The 19,841-nt window shown below is 50.2% G+C and carries 19 protein-coding genes and 2 pseudogenes; 10 read left to right on the forward strand and 11 right to left on the reverse strand.

The window, feature by feature from the left end; genetic code table 11:
• Nucleotides 1-96 precede the first annotated feature (96 nt).
• From BZG73_RS03650 to BZG73_RS03695, 10 genes are all read right to left on the reverse strand, one after another.
• Nucleotides 97-1,101, reverse strand: a complete 1,005-nt coding sequence (locus BZG73_RS03650; RefSeq protein WP_046075418.1) for a substrate-binding domain-containing protein — start codon at nucleotides 1,099-1,101, stop codon at nucleotides 97-99.
• A 34-nt stretch (nucleotides 1,102-1,135) separates the two neighbouring features.
• Nucleotides 1,136-2,065: a ribokinase gene (rbsK, locus tag BZG73_RS03655; protein ID WP_077667619.1), complete on the reverse strand. Its 930-nt coding sequence runs from the start codon at nucleotides 2,063-2,065 to the stop codon at nucleotides 1,136-1,138.
• An 82-nt stretch (nucleotides 2,066-2,147) separates the two neighbouring features.
• A complete protein-coding gene (gene rbsB, locus BZG73_RS03660; RefSeq protein ID WP_077458572.1) occupies nucleotides 2,148-3,041 on the reverse strand; it encodes a ribose ABC transporter substrate-binding protein RbsB in 894 nt (297 codons plus the stop codon).
• Nucleotides 3,042-3,186: 145 nt separating this feature from the next.
• A complete protein-coding gene (gene rbsC / locus BZG73_RS03665; RefSeq protein ID WP_077458573.1) occupies nucleotides 3,187-4,176 on the reverse strand; it encodes a ribose ABC transporter permease in 990 nt (329 codons plus the stop codon).
• Nucleotides 4,173-5,678 (reverse strand): ribose ABC transporter ATP-binding protein RbsA, encoded by a 1,506-nt coding sequence (gene rbsA, locus BZG73_RS03670; protein WP_077667620.1) that lies wholly within the window; start codon nucleotides 5,676-5,678, stop codon nucleotides 4,173-4,175. Before rbsA ends, rbsC begins: the two co-directional genes overlap by 4 nt.
• Before the next feature lie 23 nt (nucleotides 5,679-5,701).
• The gene (rbsD, locus tag BZG73_RS03675; protein ID WP_077667621.1) at nucleotides 5,702-6,121 is read right to left on the reverse strand and encodes a D-ribose pyranase; all 420 of its coding nucleotides are present in this window, start codon (nucleotides 6,119-6,121) and stop codon (nucleotides 5,702-5,704) included.
• Between the two features lie 661 nt (nucleotides 6,122-6,782).
• Nucleotides 6,783-6,977, reverse strand: coding sequence for a hypothetical protein (locus BZG73_RS03680; protein WP_077605383.1), 195 nt, complete (start codon nucleotides 6,975-6,977; stop codon nucleotides 6,783-6,785).
• 361 nt (nucleotides 6,978-7,338) lie between these two features.
• Entirely contained in the window at nucleotides 7,339-7,635 is a 297-nt protein-coding gene (locus tag BZG73_RS03685; protein ID WP_077667622.1) for a type II toxin-antitoxin system RelE/ParE family toxin, read from the reverse strand.
• Nucleotides 7,635-7,889 carry a type II toxin-antitoxin system ParD family antitoxin gene (locus BZG73_RS03690; RefSeq protein ID WP_077667623.1) on the reverse strand — a complete coding sequence of 85 codons (255 nt, stop codon included), beginning with the start codon at nucleotides 7,887-7,889 and terminating at the stop codon, nucleotides 7,635-7,637. The genes BZG73_RS03685 and BZG73_RS03690 overlap by 1 nt, the downstream gene beginning before the upstream one ends.
• A gap of 427 nt (nucleotides 7,890-8,316) precedes the next feature.
• Nucleotides 8,317-9,348: a LacI family DNA-binding transcriptional regulator gene (locus BZG73_RS03695; protein WP_077639031.1), complete on the reverse strand. Its 1,032-nt coding sequence runs from the start codon at nucleotides 9,346-9,348 to the stop codon at nucleotides 8,317-8,319.
• A 258-nt stretch (nucleotides 9,349-9,606) separates the two neighbouring features.
• Between BZG73_RS03695 and BZG73_RS03700 the strand changes: the two genes are divergently transcribed.
• From BZG73_RS03700 to BZG73_RS03730, 7 genes are all read left to right on the forward strand, one after another.
• Complete coding sequence (locus BZG73_RS03700; RefSeq protein ID WP_077667642.1) at nucleotides 9,607-10,050, forward strand: PTS sugar transporter subunit IIA; 444 nt, start codon at nucleotides 9,607-9,609, stop codon at nucleotides 10,048-10,050.
• 117 nt (nucleotides 10,051-10,167) lie between these two features.
• Complete coding sequence (locus BZG73_RS03705; RefSeq protein WP_077667624.1) at nucleotides 10,168-10,455, forward strand: PTS sugar transporter subunit IIB; 288 nt, start codon at nucleotides 10,168-10,170, stop codon at nucleotides 10,453-10,455.
• An 11-nt stretch (nucleotides 10,456-10,466) separates the two neighbouring features.
• Nucleotides 10,467-11,723: a PTS ascorbate transporter subunit IIC gene (locus tag BZG73_RS03710; protein WP_077458580.1), complete on the forward strand. Its 1,257-nt coding sequence runs from the start codon at nucleotides 10,467-10,469 to the stop codon at nucleotides 11,721-11,723.
• Between the two features lie 514 nt (nucleotides 11,724-12,237).
• Complete coding sequence (galE, locus tag BZG73_RS03715; protein WP_077667625.1) at nucleotides 12,238-13,248, forward strand: UDP-glucose 4-epimerase GalE; 1,011 nt, start codon at nucleotides 12,238-12,240, stop codon at nucleotides 13,246-13,248.
• 111 nt (nucleotides 13,249-13,359) lie between these two features.
• Nucleotides 13,360-14,424, forward strand: a complete 1,065-nt coding sequence (wecA, locus tag BZG73_RS03720) for a UDP-N-acetylglucosamine--undecaprenyl-phosphate N-acetylglucosaminephosphotransferase (protein ID WP_077667626.1) — start codon at nucleotides 13,360-13,362, stop codon at nucleotides 14,422-14,424.
• Between the two features lie 9 nt (nucleotides 14,425-14,433).
• Nucleotides 14,434-14,736, forward strand: a complete 303-nt coding sequence (locus tag BZG73_RS03725; RefSeq protein ID WP_077667627.1) for a PTS fructose transporter subunit IIB — start codon at nucleotides 14,434-14,436, stop codon at nucleotides 14,734-14,736.
• The gene (locus tag BZG73_RS03730) at nucleotides 14,733-15,497 is read left to right on the forward strand and encodes a PTS sugar transporter subunit IIA (protein WP_077667628.1); all 765 of its coding nucleotides are present in this window, start codon (nucleotides 14,733-14,735) and stop codon (nucleotides 15,495-15,497) included. Before BZG73_RS03725 ends, BZG73_RS03730 begins: the two co-directional genes overlap by 4 nt.
• On the opposite strand, the gene BZG73_RS03735 is transcribed toward BZG73_RS03730, so the two are convergent.
• Nucleotides 15,488-16,351, reverse strand: coding sequence for an AraC family transcriptional regulator (locus tag BZG73_RS03735; RefSeq protein WP_077667629.1), 864 nt, complete (start codon nucleotides 16,349-16,351; stop codon nucleotides 15,488-15,490). The two genes, BZG73_RS03730 and BZG73_RS03735, sit on opposite strands and share 10 nt — an antisense overlap.
• 249 nt (nucleotides 16,352-16,600) lie before the next feature.
• Between BZG73_RS03735 and BZG73_RS16305 the strand changes: the two are divergent.
• The 3 genes and pseudogenes from BZG73_RS16305 to manA all read left to right on the forward strand — a co-directional run.
• A pseudogene (locus tag BZG73_RS16305) lies at nucleotides 16,601-16,985 on the forward strand (PTS sugar transporter subunit IIA); the annotation flags it as partial.
• 89 nt (nucleotides 16,986-17,074) lie between these two features.
• A pseudogene (locus BZG73_RS03740) lies at nucleotides 17,075-18,511 on the forward strand (PTS fructose transporter subunit IIC); the annotation flags it as partial.
• Between the two features lie 98 nt (nucleotides 18,512-18,609).
• The gene (gene manA / locus BZG73_RS03745; protein ID WP_077667631.1) at nucleotides 18,610-19,818 is read left to right on the forward strand and encodes a mannose-6-phosphate isomerase, class I; all 1,209 of its coding nucleotides are present in this window, start codon (nucleotides 18,610-18,612) and stop codon (nucleotides 19,816-19,818) included.
• The last annotated feature ends 23 nt before the right edge of the window (nucleotides 19,819-19,841 follow it).

Consider the following 19,841-nt stretch of genomic DNA (forward strand, 5'->3'; position numbering starts at 1 on the left):
GTTAGTTCTAGCTCTTAGCTTAAAGTGCCTGTCCCCAATAGTCGCCCAATAGTCGTTAACTTAAAGTGCCTGTCCCCGATAGATCGCCTAATAGCTCTATACCCGCTTCACACTCTCGCGCACTACCAGCGTTGGCTCGAGCTGAACGGTTTGGCTGTCACTTTGAGGGTCATCCAGTTTGTGGAGTAGCGTTTCGACGGCCGCTTGACCGAGACGGTACTTGGGCTGGTGAATAGTGGTCAGGGAGGGCGAGACAAATTTTGCGAGGTGGATATCATCGTACCCCATGATAGAAAGATCCTCGGGTACCCGAATGCCGAGTGCATTGGCAGCATTGATCGCACCCATCGCCATCATGTCATTGCCTGCAAAAATCGCGCTCGGCAAGGAGCCGCTCGCGGCGATCGCTTGCATGCCTTGATAGCCGCCCTCACACTCAAAGTCCGCTTCTACCATCCAGTCGGCGTTCTCAGTAAGTCCAGCATCGCGCAGCGCATCTTTAAAGCCTTGAAAACGGCGCTGTGCTTGTTGTTTAAGCAAAGGACCACTGATACAACCAATCTGGCGGTGGCCGCAGTCAATCAAGTGCTGGGTCGCTAAATAGCCGCCTTGATAGGAATTGTCTTGAATTTTATCGCAAGCAAAATCAATCGGCCCCCAATCCATCACCACCACGGGAATATCCGGATAACGATCAAAGCCTTCAATCCGCTCACCTTCCAAGGTCGAACACATCAAAATCAAACCATCGACCCGCTTTTGCAACAGCGTATCAATTGAAGCACGCATACGCTCAGCATCGCCTTCCGTGTTGCATAAAATCAAACTGTAGCCATTGTGATAACAGCTGCGCTCGACGCCTTTTACTACTTCGCCAAAAAACGGATTGGTGGAAGTGGTCACCAGCATGCCAAATGTTTTAGTTCGATTCACTTTTAGGCTGCGAGCCAGTGCCGACGGGGCGTAATAGTTAAGCTCTTTCGCGGCTTGGTTTACCTTCTCAGCAATCGCCTCACTCACATAACGGGTGTTGTTAATGACATGACTGACCGTCGATGTCGACACGCCCGCCCGTTTGGCAATATCTTTCATGGTCGCCATTTATCGCGCTCCGCTGACTAAGGTGAAATAACGATTAAGCATCTTGATGGGCCAAAAACGCCTCAACCTCTGAACGAGAAGGAATCGAAGTTTGTGCGCCACGCTTTGTCACGGATAATGCCGCCGCGGCATGCGCAAAGCGAATTGCCTGATAAAGTGTCTGTCCCTCTATCAGTCCTGTCACCAATGCCCCATTAAAGGTATCACCCGCGGCAGTGGTATCGACAGCATCGACACGGAACCCAGGAATAAGCTGGCCCGATTGTTCGCCTTTTTCACTCAGCCATACGCCTTGTTTGCCGAGGGTGATCAGTACAGTCCCTACCCCTTTTTCATGAAGCACGTCCGAGGCCGCTTGGGCGCTGGCGGTGTCTGTTACCGCGATACCCGTCAGGCTTTGGGCTTCCGTTTCATTCGGGGTGATAATATCGACCGCGGCAAGAAGCGCGTCGCTCAGCGGTGCGGCAGGGGCGGGATTAAACACCACCTGTGTCTTTGCCGCTTTAGCATGAAAAGCCGCCTTTTCAATGCCGCACATCGGTGTTTCTAACTGCATCAGTAAATAGTCAGCGTCGGCGATTTTAGTGAGATTATCGCTGATGGTCTCCGCTGTCAGATTGGCATTGGCTTCTGCCGAGAGCGCAATACTGTTCTCACCTTGATCAGTCACTTGGATCATCGCAATCCCAGTCAGCGTATCAGGCTGTACTTTTATCGCACTGACATCCATCCCCTCTTGCGCGTAAGACTGACGAATCTGCTGGCCAAAGGCGTCGTCACCCACACTGGCAATAAAGGCAACATCGGCACCGCAACGCACCGCCGCGACTGCTTGATTGGCCCCTTTGCCGCCCGCAATTACGGCATAATCGTGGCCGTGTAACGTCTCGCCCGGACGCGGAAAGTGAGGGACGCGTAAAACATGATCAGCATTGACGCTGCCAAGAACAACCAATCGGCTCATTACTATTCCTTACCGTTTTTAAATCAAAAAAGCACCACCCAGTGCGAACCCGATGGTGCTCACTATACGTTTCCCTGACGGCTTATTCAGCGATCGTTTCTTGGCTAATCACCTTAAGCGGCACAGGGATGTAGCTGTCTACCGACTCGCCTTTCAGCACTTTATCCGCGGTTTCGACACCCAGCTCACCAATCATACCCGGTTGCTGAGCGATGGTCGCTGCCAGATGACCACGCTCGACGGCCGCAATACCATCTTTGGTGCCATCAAAACCAACAATGGTGACATCTTTGCCTGATGCTTGCACCGCGCGCAACGCGCCAAATGCCATTTCATCGTTTTGGGCGAATACCGCTTCAACATCTGGGTGGGCGGCAAGCAGGTTTTCCATCACATTCAGGCCTTTGGTGCGGTCAAAATCCGCAGGCTGACTGGCGAGTAGTTCAACGTCGGTACCTTCAATGGCATCCATAAAGCCTTCACCACGCTCGCGTGCTGCTGACGTGCCGGCAATACCCTCAAGTTGGATCACTTTAGCTCGCTCACCGACTTTGCCGATGATGTATTCCGCCGCCATTTTACTGCCTTGAGCGTTATCAGAAGCAATATGACTCACCACTTCCCCACGGCTCGCGCCACGGTCTAGGGTGATCACCGGGATCTCGGCGCGATTCGCAATACGAATGGCGTTTGAGACCGCATCTGAGTCAGTCGGATTAATCAAAATGGCTTTAACGCCACGGATGGTTAAATCCTCCACATTCGATAGCTCTTTACTGGCGTCGTTTTGCGAATCAAGCACCAAGAGCTCATAACCAAGATCTTGTGCTTTTTGCTCTGCGCCCTCTTTCATGGTGACAAAAAATGGATTGTTTAAGGTTGAGACCACGATTGCCATTCTATCTTCCGCTTGCGCACTGATGCTCAGCGTTGACGACAGTAGCGCAGTGGTAATCAAGGTAGTCAGTTTTTTCATGCGTTCAGTCCTTTTGTGTTTGTAGGGTATTGTTTTTGCTTGCTAATAAAACAGAAATAAAAGTGTCTGTCCTGCTAAATTCTGCTGCTAACTAAAAGTGCCTGTCCCAACAAGCTACTATTTCGAAAAGCTTTGTCTAAAGCGGCTATTTGTTTTTGTTATCCACCAGCACGGCGAGCAAAATCACCACCGCTTTGGCAATCATTTGGTAGTAAGACGACACGTCCAGCAGGTTGAGGGCATTGTTCAAAAAGCCGATGATCAGCGCACCGATCAATGTACCCATGATCTTGCCTTTACCGCCCATCAAGCTGGTGCCGCCCAGCACCACCGCGGCAATCGCATCAAGCTCATAGCCAGTACCGGCAGTCGGTTGTCCGGAGGAAAGACGCGAGGTGACGATGATCCCTGCCAGCGCCGCGAGCATGCCACACAGGCTATACACGCCCACCTTAATTCGGTCGACATTAATGCCCGACAACCGCGCCGCCGATTCATTGCCACCAAGTGCGTAAATATAACGGCCAAAACGGGTGTGATTGAGCAGATACCAAGCGCCGATAAACACGATTGCCATCAGCCACACGGGGACGGGAATGCCCAACAGGTAGCCGGTACCAAACCAAGCGAACGCATCGGCGGTATCAGTAAAGCCCGTTGAGATGGGGCGACCATCGGTATACACCATAGTGACACCACGATAGAGGGTCATTGCCACCAGGGTAGCAATAAACGCCTGTACCTTGCCTTTGGCCACCACGACGCCTGTCATGGCACCAATCGCCGCGCCTGCAAACAAAGCGGTTGGCACTGCCACTAACACCGGCACTTCGACCGCAATCAAGCTGGCGGCAAACGCCCCGCACAGCGCCAACACCGAGCCAACACTCAAATCGATACCCGCGGTTAAAATCACCAATGTCATCCCCACGGCAATAATGGCGTTTACCGAGGTTTGACGCAGGATGTTAAGCAGGTTGTCGACCATGAAAAAGTTGCTGTTTAAAAATGACATCACCACGATCAACACCAGCAGGGCAATGAGTGATTTTTGCTCAATCAACCACGCTTTGCTGAACAGGGGTTTACGTCCATCTTCTGACGGCTGGGACTTATTCATTGCATTCTCGCTCATGCTGCATCCTCATTGGCATCTTTGCCTACCGCACAGGCAAGCAGGGTTTCTTGGTTAGCGTCTTTGGCATCAAACTCACCGCATACGCGGCCTTCGTGCATCACTAAGATACGGTCGCTCATGCCGAGTACTTCGGGCATTTCTGACGACACCAAGATGATACTCATGCCCTCGGCTTTAAATTGATTAATTAGCTGATAAATCTCTTTTTTGGCACCGACATCGACCCCCCGAGTCGGCTCGTCCAAGATCAGCACTTTCGGTTTAGTCATCAGCCCTTTGGCGATCGCCACTTTCTGCTGATTCCCGCCCGATAAGTTGCCAATGATTTGCTCGCGGGTTGGGGTTTTGATGTTAAAAAGACGAATAAAATCATCCACTGCCATCACTTCATCGCGCGGCTGTATTTTCCCCCAATGGGTGAGCTTATCGAGTGCACTGAGTGACATGTTGTCTTTCACCGATAAGCCCAACACCAAGCCCTCACCTTTGCGGTCTTCAGAGATGTAAGCAATGCCGTTGGCCAGCGCATCTTGCGGACTCACTGGGTTAATCACTTTGCCATCAAGCCGAATCACGCCGGCATCACGCGGCATGGCACCATAGATAATTTTCATTAACTCCGTGCGCCCGGCGCCCATCAGACCCGATACACCCAGAATTTCACTACGGTGCAGCTGAAAACTCACCGCTTCCACCCCGTGGCCGCTGACATTTTCCACCTCAAGGCTTATTCCATCAGGGGTGACGTCACTTCGTGGATATTGTTCGGCGAGTTTGCGGCCCACCATCATTTCAATCAGGCCGTCTTCATCGGTATCACTCACGGGACACTCACCAATAAACTTGCCGTCACGTAACACGGTGATCCGATCGCAAATCTCAAAAATTTCTTTTAGTCGGTGGGAGATATAAACAATGCCGCAGCCTTGCGCTCGCAGCTCGTTGATCACCGCAAACAGCGAGGCGGTTTCGGTGTCGGTCAAAGCATCCGTCGGCTCATCCATAATGATCACTTGCGACTCAAACGACAGCGCTTTGGCAATTTCCACCATTTGCTGCTCACCCAAGCTCAAGCTGCCAAGTGGCGTGGTGCCACGTGCTTTCACATTTAAACGCGCCAACAGCTTATCGGCTTCTTCAGCCATCTTGGTCCAGTCAATCTTGCCAAACCGGTTAGTAAACTCGCGGCCTAAGAAGATGTTCTCGGCAATGGTCAGCTCTGGGATCAAATTGAGCTCTTGGTGAATAATACTGATCCCCGCTTGCTGCGAATCACGCGGGCCTTTAAACGAGACCGGTTCACCTTGATAGTTCACGTCGCCACTGTCGGCGTGATAAATCCCGGTGAGTACCTTCATCAACGTGGACTTGCCCGCGCCATTTTCACCGAGTAGCGCCATTACCTCGCCGGGATAGACATTTAAGCTCGCCTCATCGAGGGCCCGCACCCCGGGAAAGGTTTTTACGACTTGGCGGAGTTGTAAGATAGGTTGCGTCATTGTGGTTACTCGCTTAGGCCCACCTAAAAGGTGACACCGGCTTGAAAAATCACATTGGCATAAGGCGTGCACTCGCCGGTGCGTACCACCGCTTTGCTCTGCACCGTACGTGCTTTAAACGCCTCGTGGCTGATCGTGGTCACAGTGATCGGCTGCTGACGCGCCGCACTCTCTTGCTCCAATCGCGCAAGCAAGGCTTGGTGCAGCGCCGGGCTCACCGCAGCAAGCTCTTCTGCAATCACCACCGACTCAATGCAGGTGTGAGTTAACACCGTCTCGACCGTCTGCATAAAGCTCGGCACGCCTTGGGTCAGCGCTAAATCAATACGCGGCACCGAGTTGGGGATCGGCAGCCCCGCATCACACACAGTCAGCTCATCGGTATGCCCGATTTGGGTGACTAGCTGTGCAAGTTCTGGATGGAGCAAACCATGTTTATTCATTCATCACCTTCTCACTCACGATAGGATCAATCAGCGCTCACTATGCGCTGGCACGTTTTCTTGTGATCAACGTTTTCTCTCAGGAAAACACCATCGAAACGTTTCGATATAGGCAAATAATGCAGATGAAAGAAAAATTTCACCATCTGTAAACATCACAGATGTGAGGGGGATCGACTATTGATATTGAAATCATTAGTAAAGGGAGGGGAAGATCACATTAGGGGGTTGGGAGAACTAGAGACTAGAAAGAGCCTAGGGGACGGAATACGGAAAAAGCGTATCGTGCCTGATCCTGTAGATAAAGGGCCTAGGTTCCTTGGTCCTAGGCACTGCTTCCCGCTCTTTCCCGTATTCAAGATCCCGAATCAAGGTCGGATAAGCACCAATAGCACCACCGAAATAAAAACCAGGCGTAGGTCGGACAAGCGCCAACACGATGTGAGCCTCGTTCCCCGGTGCAACTGGCGCGCCTCCGACATTGATGATTAAAATTGGCACTGATCGTGACAGGCGCCCGTTAACATGGTGCATGATTTTTGACACGGTGCCGGGGCTTGTGTCACCTACGCCAATGGCACCTTCGGGCTTAAGTGTAGAAAAAGTCCCTAGGCACAGCTTTACGCTTTTCCTAGCCTCTCGTTTCTAGAAGCGCAGCGTCTCAGTTCTCGTCCTTCTCCATCGGCTCACTCAAACCCGGCACCGCTTGGCAAAACGTGCATTCTTCATTATCCACCGAGGCACCGCCCGACTCGACGTAGCGAATACGATGACTCGCTTTGCCTCGGTTAGCCGACACCGCAAACCGCCGTTGGTCACGCTCGGGAATGGTCTTTTCTGTGTCATGGTTAGTCATGATTTACCTCCTAAGAATGCCGAAACCAACTCAGCCATAGTTAGCTTAGCGCCCGAACGAGCCCAACCAAAAGTGACTGTCCTCGATAGCCGATACTAGGTCCTAGTTCCTAGGAATTGTTTTCCGCTTTTCCCTAACTCACGATCCCAAATTTCGCGTAGGTCGGACAAGCGCCGGGGTAATGTTAATCTTATAACTCGATGTAGCCGCGCGCCTCCGACATCGAGGTCAAATCGGGCAACGATCGTGACAGGCGCCCGTTGGCATGGTGCATGATTGTTGACATGGTGCCGGGGCTTGTGTCACCTACGCCAATGGCACCACCAAAAGTCCCAATAAATTACGATAAATTACTAACTAGCTAATCCAGAAGTCTTTCAGGTGCGTCCATGTCCTCGTGCAGCACACGAACAACGAGTACCTCCGACTCAAGTACTTGATAGAAAACAGCGTGATGCTCGACCTGCAACCTTCGATACCCAGAAAAAACATAGGCGTAGTTCGTGCCGAGTGATGGATGATTAATCAGCTGTTTCATGCCGGTCTCAAGCTGATCTAGATATTTATCTGCCTGATCAGCACCCCATTTTTCGCAGGTATATACCCAAATTCCAATGAGATCAGATTCGGCCTTCGGCGTGACGCTCAGCTTAAGCACTAATCAGCCGCCTTCATCCGTTGACGGCCAGTTGCCTTGATAGCCGATACATCGAGTACCTTAGGTTTCCCGCTTGACTCACCCTCAGCGAGAGCCTGCCTCAGCACGGCAATACGTTCTTGAGCCTGCTGATCTCGACGGATGAGGTAACGGATATACTCACTGTCATTGCCAAACTGACCGCTTTCAATCTGGCTTTTCACCCAACAGTCTTGTTGTTCAGTCAGCGTAATGGTTTTCCGATGCATGCTCATATCTGGCCATCCTAATATATCACGGGTATGACAATATCATACCACCCGACTGCGCCGAATCAATTACTGCTTCTTATCGACTCGCGTCTTGAGACACAAGCACCAATGGCACCAATGGCACCACCAAAATAAAAACCAGGCGTAGGTCGGACAAGCGCCAACACGATGTGAATCCTGTATACCCAAGCCGAAGCGCGCCTCCGACGTTGAGGTCAAAGACAGGCGCAGTGCAACTAGCGCATAGGCGGTATAGTGCATTGTTGTTGGCCTAATCCCGAGGCTTGTGTCACCTACGCCAATGGCACTATCGAAAAACGCCAATACGAGTGCGATCTGCTCTGTCTAGTTTCTAGTCTCTAGAAGCGCAGCGTCTCGTCTCTTTCTGTGTTCAGACTAAAGTGCCTGTCCCTATAAAACGGCCAAAAAACTAATTTTTCCTTGCGGTGCTGGCGCGATGTGCGAGTTTAAATGGAATAGTTTGAGCGCCTGTAAGCGGTTGCCCTTCAATAGCTTGTAAAATGGCCGACGCGGCCTGTACGCCGAGGGATTGATAGTCAATTTCAGCGCTCGTTAAGCTCGGAAAAGCATGCTCACTCATGGAGGAGCCCTCCAAGCTGATAATCGCGATATCAGTCGGCACTTTTAACACCCGTCGGTGACACTCAAACAACGCGCCGATAGCTATCTCTTCATGGCTACATACCAGCGCATCCAACGTGGCATCGCGAAGCAACAATTTCGCCAACCCATCGGCCCCCAATTGCGCCGATGGGGCCTCATGCGTTGTCAGAAAATGGTCAGGGGTTAAATAGTGCTCAATCATCGCGCCCTGCCAGCCCTGTAGCTTGCGCTGCAAGGTGGCATGGTTGCCCCGTGCACCAATAAAACCAATATGATGAAAGCCCTGACTAACAAGGTGGGATGTACAGCGCTTGCCGATGTCGTGGGGGTCGCTGCCCATGCTGGCATAGCTATTCATGGAAGGCGACTCAGCAATTTCGAGGACAGGCGCATTGGCCATCTCAAGCAATTGATGGGTACGCTGAGTATGCTCATTGCCAAATAGCACCACTGCCGCTGGCCGACTTTCTAAAAAACCGGCCAATAAATCCTCTTCCTGCTGGACCGAATAGTCACTGTAACCCAGCAACAATTGATAGCCCGCTTTATTTAGCCGCTGTTGAAAACGAGGCAAAAACAAGGCGCACGCCTTTTCCAATAGAGAAGGAATGATCAACGCAATGGCATAGCTTTGCGCTGATGCCAAAGCACCCGCAGCTTTATTGGGAATATAACCCAGTTGCTCGACGGCGCGTTGAACCTTATCGCGCAATTTGTCAGAGACAGCATCCGGGGTGCGCAACACCCTGGAAACCGTCATGGTGCCTACCCCAGCCTGTTTGGCAACATCCGCAAGCGTAACTTTACCCGTATTGCGTCGTTTTCTTGGTTCACTCATTATATCTATTGATTACTCATCATTTTATGACACCGTATCCTATCACAGCCATCAGCGATTAATCCGTGCCCCGCATGGCCTCTTTGTAGCATGACGCATAGGTAGACAGAAAAAATGATAGCGCTATCACATCTTATGGTAGCGCTATCAGATAGCGCTACCATTTGTGATCGTTGTCCATTTATTGCTCAGTTTTCAGCGATAGAGTTATCAACAATTCTCCAACAACCTAATAAAACCTTTAAAACGGATAGAGCCATGTTACGAGATCTGATTACCGCCGACGTTATCCGCATTCACCAGGATGCCAACGATTGGCAAGATGCCATCAACAAAGCCTGCGCAGCACTTTTGGACAACGGTGCCATTGCGCCAAGCTATGTCGACGCGATTTATCGCTCACACCAAGAAATCGGTCCCTACTATGTGGTGGGCCCGGGTATCGCGATGCCCCACGCACGACCTGAGGATGGCGTTAACCGCCTCGCCCTGGCTATCACAGTGATCAAAGACGGGGTCAATTTTGACAGCGCCGAAAACGATCCGGTTAAGGTGCTGGTCACCCTCGCGGCCACCGACAGTAATAGCCATGTCGAGGCTATCTCCCAACTGGCGAACCTTTTTATGAATGACACACACATCGCACAAATCAGCCGCGTCACCAACGTGGAAGAAGTATTAGCCATTATCGCCAACTACTAACCCTTACATCGGTAGCTACAAAACGCAAAGACACAAAGGGCTCGCCCTTAGCTATCGGCTTTAAAACAACGAACATGCTGAAAATGCATCTGTTAACCCAAATAAAAGGTCAGAATTATGAAAATCACAGTCGTATGCGGCCACGGTCTTGGCACCAGCCTAATGATGGAAATGAGCATCAAAACAATCATCAACGATCTTGGCGTCGAAGCCAGTGTCGACCATATCGATCTGGGCTCAGTCTCTGGGACAGAGGCCGATGTATTCGTCGCCACCAATGATATCGCCCAACAGTTACAAGCGATGAATGTATCGCCGCGCATTGTCACACTCGACAACATGGTGGACAAAGAGGCAATGAAAACCCGCTTGTCTGAGGCCCTACAAGCACTCGGTGCCCTATAAGGAGTGACGTTATGCCCTTTTTTAACTTCCTGATGAAAGACGTACTCTCTGAGCCCGCGGTATTAGTGGGTTTGATTGCACTGATTGGTTTAATCGCCCAGAAAAAACCCGCGACTGAATGCATCAAAGGCACCATCAAAACCATTTTAGGCTTTGTGATCCTAGGGGCCGGTGCCTCATTGGTAGTCAGCTCACTCGGGGATTTTGCCACCATTTTCCAGCATGCGTTTGGTATCAGTGGCGTGGTGCCCAACAACGAAGCCATTGTCTCCATCGCGCAAGAAGCCTTTGGTAAGGAAATGGCAATGATCATGTTCTTCGGCATGCTGGTTAACATCCTTATCGCACGCTTAACCCCGTGGAAATTCATCTTTTTAACCGGTCATCACACCTTGTTTATGTCGATGATGGTCGCCGCGATTCTTTCCACCAGCGGCATGGAAGGGATCCCATTGGTCGCATTAGGCTCTGTGGTTGTCGGCTCGGTGATGGTGTTCTTCCCTGCCATCGCCCATCGCTACATGCAACAAGTCACCGGCTCAGATGAAGTCGCCATTGGTCACTTTTCAACCCTCTCTTACGTGTTAGCCGGCTTTATTGGCAGCAAGTTTGGCAACAAAGCCCACTCCACCGAAGACATGGACGTGCCCAAAAGCCTCTTGTTCTTGCGTGATACCCCAGTCGCCATCTCGTTCACCATGGGGATTATTTTTATGGTGACGTGTCTGTTTGCGGGCGGAGACTTTGTGCGCGAAGTGAGTGATGGTAAACACTGGTTTATGTTTGCATTAATGCAATCCATCACCTTTGCGGGTGGGGTGTATGTAATTTTGCAAGGGGTAAGAATGGTGATTGCCGAGATTGTGCCAGCATTTAAAGGCATCTCCGACAAACTGGTGCCCAATGCCAAGCCAGCACTCGATTGCCCCGTGGTCTTCCCCTACGCGCCCAATGCCGTGTTAGTAGGGTTTTTATCCAGCTTTGTCGCCGGATTAGTGGGTATGTTCTTGCTTTATATCTTAGGGCTCACCGTGATCATCCCAGGCGTTGTGCCACACTTTTTCGTCGGCGCGGCAGCAGGTGTATTCGGCAATGCCACCGGCGGACGACGCGGCGCAATTTTAGGCGCCTTTGCGCAAGGCCTACTGATCACCTTCCTGCCGGTATTCCTGCTCCCAGTGCTCGGCGACCTGGGCTTTGCCAACACCACCTTTAGCGATGCAGATTTCGGCGTGGTCGGCATCCTACTCGGACTGATTGTGCGATAACCACAAACAAAAAAGGATGAACAGGCCAATTGGCTTGTTCATCCTTTATTTAAAATTGACTACCCTCAGTAAAGGTAAGGATAGAAACAATTCAATACCTTAGTTTCACATAGCTGTATGAACACTACTTATATTTAGCATCCAATTTGGAAAGTGGGCCTCGTTCCTCGATGTAACTGGCGCGCCCGCTAACAATGCTCCCCTATCCAACACCGTGCTGGAGCTTGTGTCACCAAGGCCAATGACAACATCAAAATACAAACCAGGCGTAGGTCGGACAAGCGCCGAGGAATGTTAATCTTATAACTCGATGTAGCCGCGCGCCTCCGACATCAATATCAAATTTGGCGTCGATCATGACAGGTGCCCGTTAGCAATGTGCATCCATCAAACACCGTGCTAGGGCTTAGGATCTAGGACCCTAGGCCCTTTTTAGTCCTTCCCATCTTCCACTAAAGTCCGTATTCTGTAGCTCATATTGACAGAACTTGGTATTAAACTAGGCAGATAAATCATGAAGGTACTCGTCACCGGTGGCACGGGATATATTGGTAGCCACACTTGCATTCAACTGATTGAACAAGGCTACACGCCTGTTGTTATCGACAATCTATGCAATAGCAAAGAAATGGTGCTCGATCGTATTGAGCAAGTCACTGGCGTACGACCAACTTTTATGCAAGGCGATATCCGTGACAGTGCGTTCTTAAAGCGCGTGTTTGCGAAACACAGTATTGACAGCGTGATCCACTTTGCGGGGTTAAAAGCTGTGGGTGAGTCGGTTGAAAAGCCACTGAAATACTACGACAACAATGTCTCCGGCACCTTGACTCTAGTTAGTGAAATGGATTTAGCTGGGGTGAAATCGCTCATTTTTAGCTCATCAGCAACCGTTTATGGCGATCCAGCATCCGTACCAATTAAAGAAGATTTTCCCACCTCGGCGACCAACCCCTATGGACGCAGCAAATTGATGGTGGAAGAGTGCCTACGAGATTTTCAACAAGCCAATCTCGACTGGAGCATCACTTTGCTGCGTTACTTTAATCCCGTGGGTGCGCATGAATCTGGCCTGCTCGGCGAAGATCCACAAGGCACGCCCAATAACTTACTGCCTTTTGTGGCACAAGTGGCCGTCGGCCGACGCGAAAAACTGGGCGTATTTGGTAACGATTACAACACGCCTGACGGTACCGGCGTGCGCGATTATATTCATGTAGTTGACTTAGCCGATGGTCATTTAGCCGCACTGGACAAAATGAAACATCAACCTGGCACCCACATTTTTAACCTCGGCACCGGCCAAGGCAACAGTGTGCTAGAAATGGTGCATGCCTTTGAAACCGCAGCAAATCGCCCGATTCCTTACGAGATTAAGCCTCGTCGAGCCGGCGACATCGCCGAATGCTACGCTGATCCGACTTATGCTGAAGCCCACTTGGGTTGGAAGGCGACGCGCGATTTACAAACGATGGTAGAGGATACTTGGCGCTGGCAGTCTCAAAATCCAAACGGGTACCAATGAAGCCACTGTGAGAGCACAAAACAACCAAACTGATGTGATATGGGCTCGCTGACTTCCTACCTGCTCTAAAAATCATTAAACTGGCGCCTGATTGACGTTGAGGGATACCACGTGCTCATACCATTTATTGAACTGGCCTTTCTGTGCTTTTTTGCCTTTTGCTCTCTCTTTGTGATTCGAAAGATGGCCAAGGCTGTAGGTTTGGTCGACATTCCCTCTGGACGCAAGCAACATACTGATAACGTTCCCCTCGCAGGCGGCATAGCGACCAGTATAACGCTATTGTATTTTGTGTTTAATAATCCCTCCGTCCTGCAGTCACCAACTCTCTATGCGTCATGTGTGATCGTGCTCGTTATCGTGGGGGCGCTGGATGACAAGTTCGATATAAGCTACAAAATCCGTTTATTTGTACAAGCGCTTTTATCCATTGCAATGATGTGGGTCGGCAACCTCGAGCTAACAAATTTGGGCAACTTACTGGGAACAGGCGAAATAAACCTGGGATCTGCTGGGTACGCGGTGACTGTGTTGGCCGTAATTGCCGCTATCAACGCGTTTAATATGGTGGACGGCATCGATGGCCTATTAGGTGGGTTATCTATCGTTACATTCGGCGGATTAGCGCTGCTTTTGCTCCATGATGGCCAAGCTCATATGGCTTACTTTTGTTTTGCCATGGTCGCCATTCTTTTACCTTATGTTGTTCTCAATATGGGATTGCTAGGCCGCCAAAGAAAGGTGTTTATGGGTGACGCCGGTAGCATGCTAATTGGCTTTACCGTTGTTTGGGTACTGCTTTTTTCCAGCCAAAATGGTAAAGCGCCGCCATTACGTCCCGTCACCGCATTATGGCTAATTGCTGTTCCGTTGATGGACATGGTTGCGATAATGATCCGACGTATCCGCAGAGGCGAGTCACCGTTCAAACCCGATCGTGACCACCTTCATCATATTTTTCAACGAGTCGGCTTTACCTCGAAACAAACACTATTTGCTATTTGTAGCATCTCTGCTTTGTATGCTGGCATTGGAATATACAGTGATATCGCTCAAGTGCCAGAATACATCATGTTGATTGCATTCTTAGCCTGCTTTGGGCTTTACTTCCTACTTGTAACGCATATTTGGCGAGTGACGTCGTTTGTGAAAACACTTTTTACGCGAAGCGTTTGAGGAGCTGAAATGAACATCGTCGCAATTACTGCTTGCCCTACAGGTATCGCACACACCTACATGGCTGCTGAGCAACTGGAAAAAGCAGCCAAAAGTCTTGGTATCCAGATAAAAGTAGAAACCCAGGGAGCGATGGGAATTGAAAATGCATTATCGCTTGATGAAATCATGCAAGCGGCATGCGTGGTTATCGTTTCTGATATTGAGCTTGAAAAAGCAGAACGATTTAGTAACTCCACGATCGTTCGTCTTGCCATGGAGGACGTCCTTACAGACGCCAAAGCAGCACTACAAAAGCAATTGCCCCGATGACAGGCGCTTTTGTTTGCTTTTCCGCCTCGCAACAAGGCTTAGCCAGTTGGCAATTAAGCGAGTTGGCAAGACTATGTTCACTTTTTAGTGGGCAAAGCACCTTTGTTAATGTCAGCAAAGATCGCACAGCTTCCCCTACCGATACATTGTCGATCCTTGCAACTGGCACCCAATCCAGTGATATTTGTCTGCTTTTGATTGAGGGAGTTGATGCCGAATTGATGTGCTTAGTGCTTGCAGAATATGTCAGTAAGCACTGGCATTTACTCAGTACCTCCGCTTTCGCTGCGCCTACAAATGATAAGTCCGATTTTAAATCGCCTGTTACTTATCTAAACCTGCGTTTTGAGGGTTTAAAAACCAAAGCCATACAGTATGAGTCGCTGTTGAGGGAGATCGTTGAACGCGTTGCGGAACAAGACACGTCAATGCAAGCTTATGCCGCTTTTATGGCGCGAGAAGCACATTCATCTACCTACCTAGGTGATGGTGTTGCGCTTCCTCATATTATTGATAGCAGCATCTCCCATGCCACCATCATAGTCACTCGCTGTCAGCCAGCGATTACCTGGCGGAATAGAGAGTCGGTTTCACTATGCATTGCGCTTGCAGTCCCTAGTGACATCGAGCGTCCAATACTACGCGCCATCAGTCGCTTATCTCGCCGGTTATCTTCATCTACATTCCGGCGCTGGCTAACACACTGCGATGATATTCCTACCCAAATTGCGATGCTACATGCTGTTTTAGATCAGGATTGATGACTGAGCTGCCGATATTCCGAGGGGGTCTTGCCCGTTCTCGCTTTAAACACGCGGCAAAAATAGTTCACATCATTGAACCCACAACGACAGGCAATATCGACTAATCGGAACTCATAACGCATCAGCATAAACTTGGCTCGGTCGATACGCACCCACACAATGTAATCAGCCAACGTCATATGCCCATACTGTTTAAACAAACGTGACAGGTGGCTCGGGCTGATGTGAAAATGTGCGGCAATGTCCGCGCGCGAAAGGGTTTGTTGATAATGTTCTTGAATATAGATACATATCCCTTGGTAGAGATCTTCCCCGCGAGAGTGGGCATTGAATATCGGTTTATCGACCAATTGATGGGTATAGGACAACAATGCCTTAATCAAGTACCCATCGGTTAAGCGCTTGTTTGGCTCTTTGGAGAGCGCGTTTAACGCTTCAAGAATGTTATCCACCGCAAAGCCCGAGCGCATAGGTACTGAGAATTTTTGCACCCCATAAAAGCCCGACACACTCGCTCGTTTATTCACCAAACTAAACCCTAGTTGCCGACGGCCATATAGTAAACTCAGCACCGAGCATGAATGCTGCCAATCAGGTTTATTCCAACAGTTTGGCGCGATATAAAGCGCCTCTCCACCGACCACCGTATGCGTTTTCACGCCTTCCGGTGTCGAGATGATATTGGTGTATTGACCGGACACAACAACTTCTAGGCGCGGAAAGTTGACTTGGTAACTGAAAGGCTCAGGCTCCTGCCAATCATTAGCAAAGATAACTCGACCAAAGGGTTCACCAGGAGATTCCAGTAATGCAAGCAAGTTAGAAAAGCTGGTAAGTGTCGAGGCTTTCATTATCATCCCTATCCGATTGTGTTCGAGCTCGCTTCCGAAAACGGAAAACTTCCACTAGCGACGTGAGTACGACGCATCAACAACACGATCATTATACCCATACCATCGCTGAACCCGACTAATGAGCAAGATCACACTAAACACGGTTGGGCACAATCTTCCAGTAAATGCTATTTCTCTGCACTATTTTCCACCTGTCGACGGGAGCAAACTAATCAGTATGTTCATACGAACCGGCAGGAGCCTATCATGATATCTGAACTGATTAACGAACGATTAATACTGCTCAATCTAGACGCCACCAGCAAGCAAGATGTGTTTAAGGAACTGAGCCAAGCATTGGTCAATAATGGCCGTGTCAGTGATCAAGCCGCTTTTATTGCGGATGTTAATGCGCGCGAAGCACTCGGTAATACGGGGTTTGAGGCTGGTATCGCGCTTCCTCACGCAAAAAGTGACGCCGTGACTACGCCAGGCGTGGTAGTCGGTATTAGCCGAGACGGTATCGACTATGGTGCAGAAGATGGTGAGTTATCGCACATCTTTTTTATGATCGCCTCTCCCACAAACGGTGGAGATCATCATATTGAAGTCCTAGCCACCCTTTCATCCAAACTTATCGAGCCAGGATTCACACAAGCACTGCTGGCAGCCAATGCTGCCAGTGAAGTCATGACTCTGCTGACTCAGCCCAGCAAAGAAAGCAATAATACGGGACCGAAAAAAGGCTTAATCATTGGCGTAACGGGCTGCCCTGCGGGCGTCGCCCACACTTATCTAGGCGCTGAAGCGCTAGAGAAAGCCGCTGACGAATTAGGTTATGAAATAAAAGTTGAAACCAACGGCTCAATTGGGGTTAAAAACACCCCCACCCAAGACGATATATTGCGCGCTGACGCCATTGTCGTTGCCTGTGATAAACAAACTGACATGAGCCGCTTCAACGGCAAACCAGTAGTCGAAGTCGGCGTCAAAGAAGCGATTCGAGACGGTAAAGGCTTAATCGAATCCGCTCTCAATGCAAGTCCTTACCACGCGAGCAGTACATCAACACACAATACAAACAACAGCACATCATCGACCACCTCAACAAACTGGCGAAGTAACTTATATCGCTATCTGATGAATGGGGTCTCGCACATGATCCCCTTTGTGGTCACTGGCGGGTTGTTAATCGCGCTTTCTCTTGCCATTGGCGGTGAACCGACGGAAGCGGGCATGGCGATTCCTGAGGGCAGTGCATGGCAACAAGTACTGGATGTCGGTGTAATAGCCTTCCAATTAATGATCCCAGTGCTTGCCGGCTATATCGCCTATGCGATTGCGGATCGCCCGGCACTTGCGCCAGGGTTAATTGGTGGCTGGATAGCGAATACCGGCAGCTTTTACGGCGCTGAAGCGGGAACCGGCTTTATCGGGGCAATCATTGCTGGTTTGCTTGTGGGGTATTTCGTCAAATGGATCAGTGACATAAATTACCATAAATTCCTCCAACCACTCGTTCCGATTATGATTGCGCCGATTTCCGGTACGCTGTTTATCGCCGCGCTATTTATCTTTGTAATTGGTGCCCCCATTGCCAGCCTAATGGATTCGCTCACGGCCATGCTCACCGCCATGAGCACCGGTAACTACATTTTATTGGGGATTGTACTCGGCGGCATGGCGGGCTTCGATATGGGGGGCCCATTTAATAAAGTGGCTTTCTTATTCTCCGTTGGGATGATTGCCAGCGGCCAAACCCAATTTATGGGCGCAATGGCCTGTGCCATTCCAGTGGCTCCGCTGGGCATGAGTTTGGCGACCGTATTAGGCCGTAAGCTTAATATCTTTGAGGCCACTGAACATGAAGCCGGTAAAGCGGCGGGGGCTATGGGCCTGGTCGGCATTTCAGAGGGTGCAATTCCCTTTGCGGCGCAAGACCCTATTGCGGTGATCCCGGCCAATATGGTTGGCTCGATGGTAGCTGCGGTGATGGCCTTCGGTTTAGGCGTGACGAACAGTGTAGCGCATGGAGGCCCCGTAGTGGCATTACTTGGCGCGATGAACAAGCCAGTGATTGCCCTTGTTTGTATGGTTGCCGGCGCGGTGGTGACTGCATTGGTTTGCGTCAGCTTGAAGAAGGCGCGTAAAGCCCAGTGGCTGCAATCAGCCGCCTAGGTATGCTATAACCGCATCATTATTATCATTTCGGCCTCGTCAATCGGGGCCGCTTTTTTCATTTGAGACTACATTTCTCGTTTAAGAGTACAGCTAGTATGAATAGCCCATTTCACTCACAGCCCTTTTTTTTAATGCGCAATCCCATCCAAACCTATCAATGGGGGAGCCGCACTGCATTACCCAGAATGTTTCATATTCCGAACCCCGATCAGCAGCCACAAGCGGAAATCTGGATGGGCGCCCATCCTAAAGCCAGCTCCGAGATACAAGTTGGTACAGACTGGCTGCCACTCAACACACTGATTGAATCTGATCCGCAATCCGCCTTATCCACGGAGGTTTACCAACGCTTTGGTGAGCTGCCTTTTCTATTCAAAGTCCTAGCGGCTGACACAGCGCTATCCATCCAGGTACACCCAAGCAAACAAGAAGCCGAACACGGCTATCAAAAAGAAAACCAACAAGGCATTGCCCTATCAGCCGCACATCGTAACTACAAAGATCCCAATCACAAGCCTGAACTGATTTATGCGCTGACCCCGTTTAAAGCGATGAACGGGTTTCGCCCTTATTCAGACATTATTGCGAACATTGCAAAAATCAATCACGATTCACTCACTCCTATTTTTCAATCCTTTACCGATTCCCCGGCTGAAGACTCGCTACAAAGCGCCTTTGCTCAGCTATTAGCGCTTGAGGCAACCGATAAAGCGGCAGCAGTCGGCGGTTTAATGGCAGTGGCCAATCAAAACGCGACGGTAGCCCCTTTCGATACCATTATTGATTTGGCGACACAGTATCCAGGAGATATCGGCCTCTTTGCGCCGTTATTGCTCAATGTCGTGACACTCGCGCCGGGGGAAGCGATGTTTTTGCACGCGCGTACGCCTCACGCATACATCAATGGTGTCGGGCTCGAAGTCATGGCCAACTCCGACAACGTATTGCGAGCCGGACTCACCCCCAAGCATATCGATGTTGATGAGCTGATTGCCTGCACAAGCTTTGCTCCCATAGCAACGGCTAACATAACACTCGAACCGACACGCACTGACCAAGGAACGCATTACCCGGTCGCGGTGCCTGATTTTTCTTTTACGCATTACCTTCAGGTTGACGATCTCACATGCCATATGCACAGCGGTGAAATCATCTTCGCCATTGATGCCCCACTGACTGTTTCTCATGGCGACCACAAGCTGACCATTGAAAAAGGCGAGTCTATTTTTATACCGGCGTGTACGAGCGAGTATCAATTACACTGCCAGGGCGGCGCTGTGAGGGTGTTTAATCAGATAGGATAAATTAGGAGGGGCCTAGAATACGG

The organism is Salinivibrio siamensis, assembly GCF_001996005.1.
In the GTDB taxonomy this organism is placed as follows: Bacteria; Pseudomonadota; Gammaproteobacteria; order Enterobacterales; family Vibrionaceae; genus Salinivibrio; species Salinivibrio siamensis.

Excerpts from the sequence above, each read along its gene's own strand:
- BZG73_RS03705 (WP_077667624.1), top strand. The coding sequence starts at position 10,168 with ATGAAAATCACAGTCGTATGCGGCCACGGTCTTGGCACCAGCCTAATG.
- BZG73_RS03690 (WP_077667623.1), bottom strand. The coding sequence starts at position 7,889 with ATGAGCATGCATCGGAAAACCATTACGCTGACTGAACAACAAGACTGT.
- galE (WP_077667625.1), top strand. The coding sequence starts at position 12,238 with ATGAAGGTACTCGTCACCGGTGGCACGGGATATATTGGTAGCCACACT.
- BZG73_RS03700 (WP_077667642.1), top strand. The coding sequence starts at position 9,607 with ATGTTACGAGATCTGATTACCGCCGACGTTATCCGCATTCACCAGGAT.
- rbsB (WP_077458572.1), bottom strand. The coding sequence starts at position 3,041 with ATGAAAAAACTGACTACCTTGATTACCACTGCGCTACTGTCGTCAACG.
- rbsC (WP_077458573.1), bottom strand. The coding sequence starts at position 4,176 with ATGAGCGAGAATGCAATGAATAAGTCCCAGCCGTCAGAAGATGGACGT.
- BZG73_RS03650 (WP_046075418.1), bottom strand. The coding sequence starts at position 1,101 with ATGGCGACCATGAAAGATATTGCCAAACGGGCGGGCGTGTCGACATCG.
- BZG73_RS03695 (WP_077639031.1), bottom strand. The coding sequence starts at position 9,348 with ATGAGTGAACCAAGAAAACGACGCAATACGGGTAAAGTTACGCTTGCG.
- rbsK (WP_077667619.1), bottom strand. The coding sequence starts at position 2,065 with ATGAGCCGATTGGTTGTTCTTGGCAGCGTCAATGCTGATCATGTTTTA.
- BZG73_RS03725 (WP_077667627.1), top strand. The coding sequence starts at position 14,434 with ATGAACATCGTCGCAATTACTGCTTGCCCTACAGGTATCGCACACACC.
- rbsD (WP_077667621.1), bottom strand. The coding sequence starts at position 6,121 with ATGAATAAACATGGTTTGCTCCATCCAGAACTTGCACAGCTAGTCACC.
- BZG73_RS03680 (WP_077605383.1), bottom strand. The coding sequence starts at position 6,977 with ATGACTAACCATGACACAGAAAAGACCATTCCCGAGCGTGACCAACGG.
- BZG73_RS03710 (WP_077458580.1), top strand. The coding sequence starts at position 10,467 with ATGCCCTTTTTTAACTTCCTGATGAAAGACGTACTCTCTGAGCCCGCG.
- BZG73_RS03730 (WP_077667628.1), top strand. The coding sequence starts at position 14,733 with ATGACAGGCGCTTTTGTTTGCTTTTCCGCCTCGCAACAAGGCTTAGCC.
- rbsA (WP_077667620.1), bottom strand. The coding sequence starts at position 5,678 with ATGACGCAACCTATCTTACAACTCCGCCAAGTCGTAAAAACCTTTCCC.
- manA (WP_077667631.1), top strand. The coding sequence starts at position 18,610 with ATGAATAGCCCATTTCACTCACAGCCCTTTTTTTTAATGCGCAATCCC.
- BZG73_RS03735 (WP_077667629.1), bottom strand. The coding sequence starts at position 16,351 with ATGAAAGCCTCGACACTTACCAGCTTTTCTAACTTGCTTGCATTACTG.